General features: G+C 39.5%; 7 protein-coding genes. 3 read left to right on the top strand and 4 right to left on the bottom strand.

Annotated features, from left to right (window positions below):
- Positions 1 to 60: 60 nt before the first annotated feature.
- Entirely contained in the window at positions 61 to 615 is a 555-nt protein-coding gene (locus tag MZO41_RS16260; RefSeq protein WP_353656370.1) for an MFS transporter, read from the top strand.
- 131 nt (positions 616 to 746) lie between these two features.
- On the opposite strand, the gene MZO41_RS16255 is transcribed toward MZO41_RS16260, so the two are convergent.
- From MZO41_RS16255 to MZO41_RS16245, 3 genes are all read right to left on the bottom strand, one after another.
- The gene (locus MZO41_RS16255; protein ID WP_013355299.1) at positions 747 to 1,091 is read right to left on the bottom strand and encodes a winged helix-turn-helix transcriptional regulator; all 345 of its coding nucleotides are present in this window, start codon (positions 1,089 to 1,091) and stop codon (positions 747 to 749) included.
- 219 nt (positions 1,092 to 1,310) lie between these two features.
- Positions 1,311 to 2,003 carry a CPBP family intramembrane glutamic endopeptidase gene (locus MZO41_RS16250; protein WP_011101204.1) on the bottom strand — a complete coding sequence of 231 codons (693 nt, stop codon included), beginning with the start codon at positions 2,001 to 2,003 and terminating at the stop codon, positions 1,311 to 1,313.
- Between the two features lie 301 nt (positions 2,004 to 2,304).
- On the bottom strand, positions 2,305 to 5,268 hold the full coding sequence (locus MZO41_RS16245) for a DEAD/DEAH box helicase (RefSeq protein WP_013355298.1): 2,964 nt from the start codon (positions 5,266 to 5,268) through the stop codon (positions 2,305 to 2,307).
- Positions 5,269 to 5,805: 537 nt separating this feature from the next.
- Between MZO41_RS16245 and MZO41_RS16240 the strand changes: the two genes are divergently transcribed.
- Positions 5,806 to 6,174, top strand: coding sequence for a helix-turn-helix domain-containing protein (locus MZO41_RS16240; protein ID WP_003641165.1), 369 nt, complete (start codon positions 5,806 to 5,808; stop codon positions 6,172 to 6,174).
- A gap of 233 nt (positions 6,175 to 6,407) precedes the next feature.
- Positions 6,408 to 6,776 carry a membrane protein gene (locus MZO41_RS16235; RefSeq protein WP_003641164.1) on the top strand — a complete coding sequence of 123 codons (369 nt, stop codon included), beginning with the start codon at positions 6,408 to 6,410 and terminating at the stop codon, positions 6,774 to 6,776.
- A gap of 476 nt (positions 6,777 to 7,252) precedes the next feature.
- On the opposite strand, the gene MZO41_RS16230 is transcribed toward MZO41_RS16235, so the two are convergent.
- Complete coding sequence (locus tag MZO41_RS16230) at positions 7,253 to 7,846, bottom strand: type IV toxin-antitoxin system AbiEi family antitoxin domain-containing protein (protein ID WP_013355297.1); 594 nt, start codon at positions 7,844 to 7,846, stop codon at positions 7,253 to 7,255.
- Positions 7,847 to 8,098: the final 252 nt, after the last annotated feature.

Below are 8,098 nucleotides of genomic sequence, written 5' to 3'. Positions count from 1 at the left end.
GGGAATGCCTCCTGTGATGTTTTCTGTGGTTACTAAATATCATAAGGGAAGGCATTCCCTATTTCTATACAATTCAGAAATCTTTTATGCATTTACACAAGATATTTTACGCTCTCGTTCTATGGCGTTTATACCTTTTTAGGTGTTTTTGCAACCGCGACCTTTCATTTCAACACAATGCAAACTGGTCTCATCTTTATCACTTATGGAAGTGCTAATTTTGTTGCGAGTTTCTTTGCCGGTAAACTTATATCATTGCTTGGTAAAAAACAGAGCGTTACAATTAATGGCTTAGTTTCAGCTACATTAGTCTTATCCTTAGGCATCTGGGGACAACATTTAGCAGTATTGCTGATTATTCTGGTTGTGCTCGCCTTATCTCAAGGCTGGGGTGTCACTGCATTAACTGCGACAATCGTTAATATTGTGCCATCTAATCGTTCAACCATCATGTCATTTAATAGTGCTTTTTTATACTATGGCTTAACGTTAGGATCTGCCGCTGGCGGCCTGCTTTTAACTAAAATTGGCTTTTACGCAGTGACGATTGCAGCGGCCACGGCCTTATTAGTCGCAGTATTGATTGCAAATGCACTTAGCCACTATTCGGATTAGCTTTGAGCCAATCAGCTTTTAATGCGTATTAAAAAAACTGCTCCGAAGATTCCTGCGAGCAATTTTTATGATTGTTAAAAATAGTGGCTAATAATGACGTCCTATACTTAGTCTAAGCGTTGACCAATCGACTACGCCAACTGTAACGTTTCAAGGTAAGCCTTCCCCCATCGATCCATTGCTTCAACGATTGGAACTAGTGATACTCCAATGTTCGTTAACTCATAAACTGAATGATTAGCGACCGTTTGTTGACTCACAATCTGATCCGCAACTAATTCCTTTAGTTGCATCGCCAACATTCGACTGGTACAGCCCGGCATGCCTTTTAATAAGGACGAAAAGCGCTGCGAACTCCCCATTAATCGACAGATAATAATTGATTTCCATTTACCCGACAAGATACTCAAAGTTGTATCCAATGGACAAAATTCTTCATGTCGCCGACTGTTCTCAATTGGTGTAATTATACGCATCTCGCCACCTCCATCGAAAATTGTATCATAATAATATTCTTGGTATAACTGAACTGTTTAATATTATTAAGTGACCAAACAATGATTACCACTACATCAACCACACCGCTATTAATAAAACAAGCAGCGCCCAAAATTTGGACGTTGCCTGTTTTAATTATTACACATCACGCGACTAATACGCGCATGTCAATCGCTACGTCAATAGGATAACCTGTTTTAACGTGAAAGCAAAGTCAACATGCCAACCATGGCCAATGAATTATTGATAATGTGCAAGGCGATACTATAGCGAATATCGTTGAACCACACGTACGTAAAAGTCAGCACGACGGCGATCGGTAAGTAGGCTAGTAGCGCAGGGCTAAACGATAACGTATGGGCAAGGGCAAATACTAAACTCGCAAAAACTAATGCAACCGTGAAACTCACCCAATTTGTGACCCGCGGAAATAACCAACGATACATCAGCCCGCGGAAAATCAGTTCTTCGACAATCGGTGCCAATACTGCCATCATGACAACATTAATGACTGGACTAGTAGTAAATACCTTATCCAAAATCACTTGGTTTTCAGGGGTTTGTTTCACGATAAGTCCCGCCAACACGTTACCTAACTCAACCAGGATAAATAGGCCCACTATCGTTAACACCGGACGTGTCGGTCGTGATAAACTGGTCACGATTGGCGCTTGACGACGATAAATCGTTACCAGCCACCAAATGAGTGATCCGAGCAAGACTAAACTTGCCACTCCGGCAATTAGTGTTGCCGTGGCCGAGAACCCATGTCGAATTGCTGGCATCATCGTTGGAATCATAGCTAGTTGATATAGTGCGAATAGACCAATTAGTTTAACGATATTGAGGAGCCAGGTGACCGTTCGATTAGTTGAATGCGATTTTGACATATTAAGCCTCTTCTCTATATTTTAAAGTGTATTGGAGCATCTTCTATTGATGTCATTTTAACGAGCCGAATATTTTTTCCTTCCGACCTTAACAGCAATAATTCATTATTAATGATATATCAAACACACCCCAACTATCACCTAGAACCATTCCCTATCTAGAGAAATTTGACGACCTACATGAATACGAACTACAACAATACACTGTTCAGATTAGCTACCGAATAAGTAAGCTAATTGTCCCAACTTTTTAGTGTGAGTTCTGTTCTATACAACTTAAAAAGTAACAATCAATAACTTCTTAATTATCCAATAATGGCAACTCACGAGCGGCTACCTCAGCATAAGGCTTACTCTTGAGCCGATGGTAATCACCAATCAAATAAAAATCATGTCTAGCACGCGTCACTGCCACATTCAATAAATTAGGTTTACTAAATGCCCAGTCAGCGCCACCGTCAGTATCTTGGTCAGTTCCAATAATTAGGAAAACAACATCGGCTTCTTTACCTTGAAATCTGTGAACAGTGCCAACATGTTCTTGCAACCATTTCTTAGAAATCGCACCGTCATTAAATTCTTTTGGCAACTTGTTAGTAATACCGTTGACCACTGCACGGAAGGGGGAAATAACAAACATTTGATCCAAACTTTTGCCTTCATCACGCCGCTTTTTCATTATTCGTGCCAAAGCAGTCACATTTTCAGGGACGAATTGTTGATTCGTTGCTTTTCCTTTTGAGTTAATCCAGCGACTACGTTCAACCTGAGACAGCTTCGTCGGCTTTCCCTGAACCATCTTATTCTCATAAGAAATTTCATTTGCAATTTCAAACATCGGTGAATCACAGCGACGATGAACCCATAACGGTATTCCGACCCATGTATGATTGGACCTATGCATACCATAAATACTACCTTGATCCGCAAGTTGCTGCACAGACGTCGTCGGCAGCAAATATTGTTCTGATACTTTGAAATCACGCGCAATCGTTCTTAACGTCGCCTCATTAGTCGTCACAACCGGTTCAATTTGCGCAGGATCGCCAATCGCGACTAGATGTTTTGCACGCCACGCGATACCAACCGCAGAAGCCGGCGTCGCTTGACCAGACTCATCAATATAAACATTATCGATAGTGTTCTCACCAAAATTGGCAAACATCCGTCCAACACTGGCCAACGTCGTACTCATAACCGGAATCAACAGTTGCATAATTTGAAAACCAGCAGTTAGGGCCAAAGTATCTTCAGCAAAGACTAGCTTATCCTGATGCGCGAAAAACTCCCAAGCGTTCGATATTGGAACACGTGCCTCACAAATAAATACCTTCCGTAGCCGCATTGCAGCAATGAATAATCTTGCACGCTTGTTCTGGAGAACCCTACTATTGTTCGGCAAAGCCTGTTGGCGTTTCTCATTCGTCTGTCTCCAGAAGTCATCATTAAAAACAACGATTCCCTCTTTTTTCAATTGTTTTTGGATTGGTTCAACTTCACGAATGATTTTTTCCTGCTGTGCAATTAAATGAACAACATGCCGGCGTTCTTTTCGCCGATCTGCTACTCGTTCATTGAGTCCTTCAATTTTTTTATTCAAATTAGAAATATGAAATCTTAGACTATCATGTGTTGGCGTTTCGTGTTGCCAGAAAATCAAAAATCTTTTTTTCGGTAATGTTACTAATCTATGCCTTGTATTCTCAATTTTTTGTGTCAAGTTAGCGATTTCTTGATTTAGTACCTCAATCCCCTCGTCTACAACTTTCAACTCAAGGTAAGCCTGATCAACTACGGATGGATTGGCCCGCTCAACGATTGAAATCATTCGATGTAATCGCGCTTTTTCCTGATGAACTGCCTCCAATGCCGTATTAAAATTCTGTCGTGCATCCGCCCAACTATCCGAGTATACACTTAACTGTTTCTTTAATACGCCATGATTAATATGTTTAAATACCTTTTGCTGATTGGCCTTACTCCCCATCGGAACCGCAAACATTCCCCAAGAGTCCGCTGTCTCCAAAATGCGATTCGCTAAATCGCTAAAGTAGTCAATTTCTTCTAGCTGAGTCCGATACTCATCTTGTTTCTCACGATTCTCGTTAGGATACTGTCTGATTTTGTTACGACTCGGAAATTCCTTTGAAATATTGGCAACCGCAGAATTATTATTGCTCGTCACCACAATACCGTACCCTTGTAGGGCAGGAATTAATTCATAGGCATTATACTTACAGTTAGAAAACAACTCAATGGGTTTAATTCTCCGAAAGCCATCCATTGGCTTTTCCAATTGTGCCATTACTTTAGCTTGTTGTACGATCGTATCGGCAAACACGTCTTGTAATAGCGTTGTTTTTCCGGTCCCCGGTGGTCCATTCACTGTTTTTAGATCAGTCTTAATTGGTCCCTTGTCACGAATCACATTGACTGCCACCTGCTGCATCAATGACTGAAAGTACTTTTCAGGTCCAGGCCACCGCCCATCTGGTAGATTTTCTACATCCAATAATTTTGAAATAAAATCTCGATTCTGATCCACTTCTTGCTTTGTCGCAATATCAGGATTTAAACCTAAATACTTCAATAGTAATGAATCGTCCGCAGACGCCTGCAATACACGCTCAATATCCTCAGTATAGAAACTATTTAACATCGGGGGTTCATCTTGGATTTGAAAGAGTCCCCGCAACTGACTGACGTTACGTGTACCTGCTAACTTAAAAGTCTTCAGTACAATCTGGTTAGCCAGTGCCAAACACTCAGCTAAGTCGGCTCGTTTTCGATCAATAACTTCTTCTAGTTGTTGCGACAATTGGCTCTTGAAGTCATCATATTGTTGACCATGCATCGCTTCCTCGATATTTTCTTGCCGAAGCTTCAAATAAAAATAAGCTGCATAAGGTACCTCAATCTTTTGAAAGGACCAGTCGCTATTAACGATTAATGCCACACTATAGCCCTTAGCAGGATCACGATTTTGAACCATTTCCGTATCTCTAAAACGAATATTTTGAATGCTATCTCGTAAATCTTGTTTTTTATATGCACCTAAGTACAAAAGTGAAATCGTCACATGTTGATCACTTGATTGATTATTTTGAGATATTTTTTCATTTATTGTACCTGATTCACGCTTCTGATACGCTGTTTTTCGTATGTCTCCACTAAACCATTTAGCCTTCTTGTCAAGCTCACCACCACTAATTTTTTCAGCTAAATCCCAAGCTCTTAAAATCTGATTAGCTTGCTTATTCTTCACCCTAAAATCCTCCATAAATTCATAACGATACGCCTACCGCTTTCTTCGCCAAATCACTAGGAACAATAATAATCCCCAGAAAACCAGACCTTCCAGCTTCTCCCGATGGCTTGTTTTGGCAATGCTTACAGTAATATGCTTGGTTTGAAATAATTTCACCCGTTGCTCCCCCTTCTCTAAATTTAATTACATTCATTGTACAGTTCTTTCACTTATCCTGACAACCTAAGCTAACAATCAACCTACCAATTTTTAGTTAGTCATTCAACAAAAAACAGAACGCTAGATTATTGCACCTCCAAATTAGTTGTCATTCAATGTTAAGAAAATACAAACACTTAGCAACCTTTACGTTTAACCACGAATTCGCTCTAACAAACTGAATGCATTATAATTAACAAGCAATTAATTTATATCGATAAATCATGTTTTTATATTAAATAGTTTATTTAAATAAGTTATTTCTTAAATTTTTTATTTAAAAATATAAATTTTACGTTTAAATATTATACAATACGTTCATTGGGAGACTATAACATGCCAGCAAAAACACAAAACAACTTCATTCGAAGACTAATTAACCTTCGTGACAGTCGGAATTGGTCAAAAACTGAGGTGGCCAGGAAATTAGGGTTGAGCAGTATGCAGCGATATGCCAACTATGAATATGGCACGAATGAGCCAGATTTGAACATGCTTAAACAGATTGCAGATCTATATGATGTGACAACCGACTACCTGCTGGGTGAAGATAGCGCATCTAAATGGATTGCTAGAAAAGATACCACTGACTTAAAAGACTTTCTCACAGCTCATGTGGATTCGATGACATACGGAGGCGAAGCACTTACGGAAGAAGAACGCCAACAAGTACGAGTAGCAATGGCCGTCATCTTCTGGGAATAGGGCTAAACGCGACTAACGCCCCTTATGATGAAGTATCTTAATGTTCGAACCAAGTTACTACGGACACGCTTATGGAAAGCTTATTTATCGGCTAGAATATTGGTCACCTTTGTTTATTTATACGAAAAATAAGCCTATCAATACGGGGATTAATGGTTTGGGTAGGCTTCAACAACTTATGTCCAATAAACTGATCGACACGAAAAGCTGTTAATAAAGGGAGGAACTTCAACATGAAGTCAAAAAATTTAGCACTTACTAACGGGATTGTAGGGCTAGTCGGCGGCATTATTTTATTATTCGGGGGCTGGTTTATTGCTGGTGGCATTGTTAGCGATGCTGCCACTGGATCAGTATCTAATACATCAGGTGCGGCCGCTTTCCTAAACATTTTGAAAATTGCTATTTTAGCATTAGGAATTATTGCATTAATTTATTATAAAGGTGATAAGCGTGTCGGTACTGCATCAGGCGTTTTACTAATTGTCGGCGGCGCAATCGCGCTTATTCCATTCTTGGGTTGGATTGGCGGAATTCTCGCAATTATTGGTGGATCTTTATACTTAGCTTCATTAAAGCATTTTAGCCAACCACAAGCGTAGTCTGATCTGCAATCAGTTAGTAATATCAGCCCTTAACTGGGCTTTTATTCAGGTCTAAAAAGAACGTGCGTTCTAATCGTAAAAAGCTATCTGAGGGTGCCGCTCTGATCTACTCTCATAATCATGATATGAAAAAAACTGCCTTCGCAGATATAACTTCGAGGGCAGTCTTTTTGTACATCGTGTCTTTGTTGGTTCTGGTTTACGCCCATATGAGAACAGATACCCTCTCAGTTTATGAGATTAATCAACTGCGGTTTGGTACAAATAAATAAGTTTTTAACTCTCAATGACTGTAGGTACTATTTTTAAAATTATTAGGATACAAATTTTATGGACGCTATTTCTAAAGAAGGTGAAATTCAATCAGATCATCTAAATAATCTCCTGCAACATAATCTGTGGTGTGATTTTTCTTTCCTTTGCCAACTTTCTGATTCTAGCCAGAAACTGCTTCTGGTCAGTAAATTCAAGTTTCACAGTAGGACCTCCATATACGCTCTAATCTCTTCTTCTACTTTAAATATTCTTGCGTACGTCATTAATTGGCGGAGATTTTTTCCTTTCCGATGGATATAACTATTCATTGCTTGTTTAATTGTCTCAGCATCAGACCTATCTCGCGTTCGCAGGATATCACACAAGGTACGCTCAACATCGTAAACCTTAACTAGATGTCCACCAGGAGTTTTAGTTGTTGTTATACCAATTTCATAAAGCTCCTTTTGTTGCCGATAAATCTTGATTGGTGCATCGTTTTTAGTACTATACGCGTATGGCAACGGAAAGTTCATTTCGTAGGTACTTGGCGTTCGATCAATCATTCCATAAAGGAAAAGTGCTGTGTCTTTGAAAAAGATACCTTTCGAAAGGCTATACTGTAGTGCAGCAATATCGTCGCCAAACTCAAGTGGATCAATATAAACACCCGGTGCTAATCTTTCTAGCTGTCCATGAGCATACATGCTGCGTAACACCCTAGGTGAGATACCCATTGAATTAGCAGTTTTAGACGTAATTTGACCACCATTCTTATTCAAGTACGCAATGATTTCTTCTCGTTGGCCCATTGGTTTCACCTCAATCTAAAAGTCCGTTTTATACTCAAGTTATAACATATAGTGAGTATAAAACGGATAAATTGATTTAGGACTTTGGGAATTTCCTGTTAGTCATAATTTTTTGGGCCTATGATATTTAGCGTCGATGGATAAAATCCATCAACACTATTTTTATGTACAACAAAAGGACATATCGTCCTGTGCTACAATCAAGTCGACCAAAACCAATTGAAAGCGAGTGTCAGATATGTCCCAAGACCA

The sequence above is a fragment of the Lactiplantibacillus sp. C232 genome, assembly GCF_023806725.1.
Taxonomy (GTDB): domain Bacteria; phylum Bacillota; class Bacilli; order Lactobacillales; family Lactobacillaceae; genus Lactiplantibacillus; species Lactiplantibacillus plantarum.
Note: the sequence above shows the minus strand (reverse complement) of the source record. Positions and strands in the feature narration are given on the sequence as shown.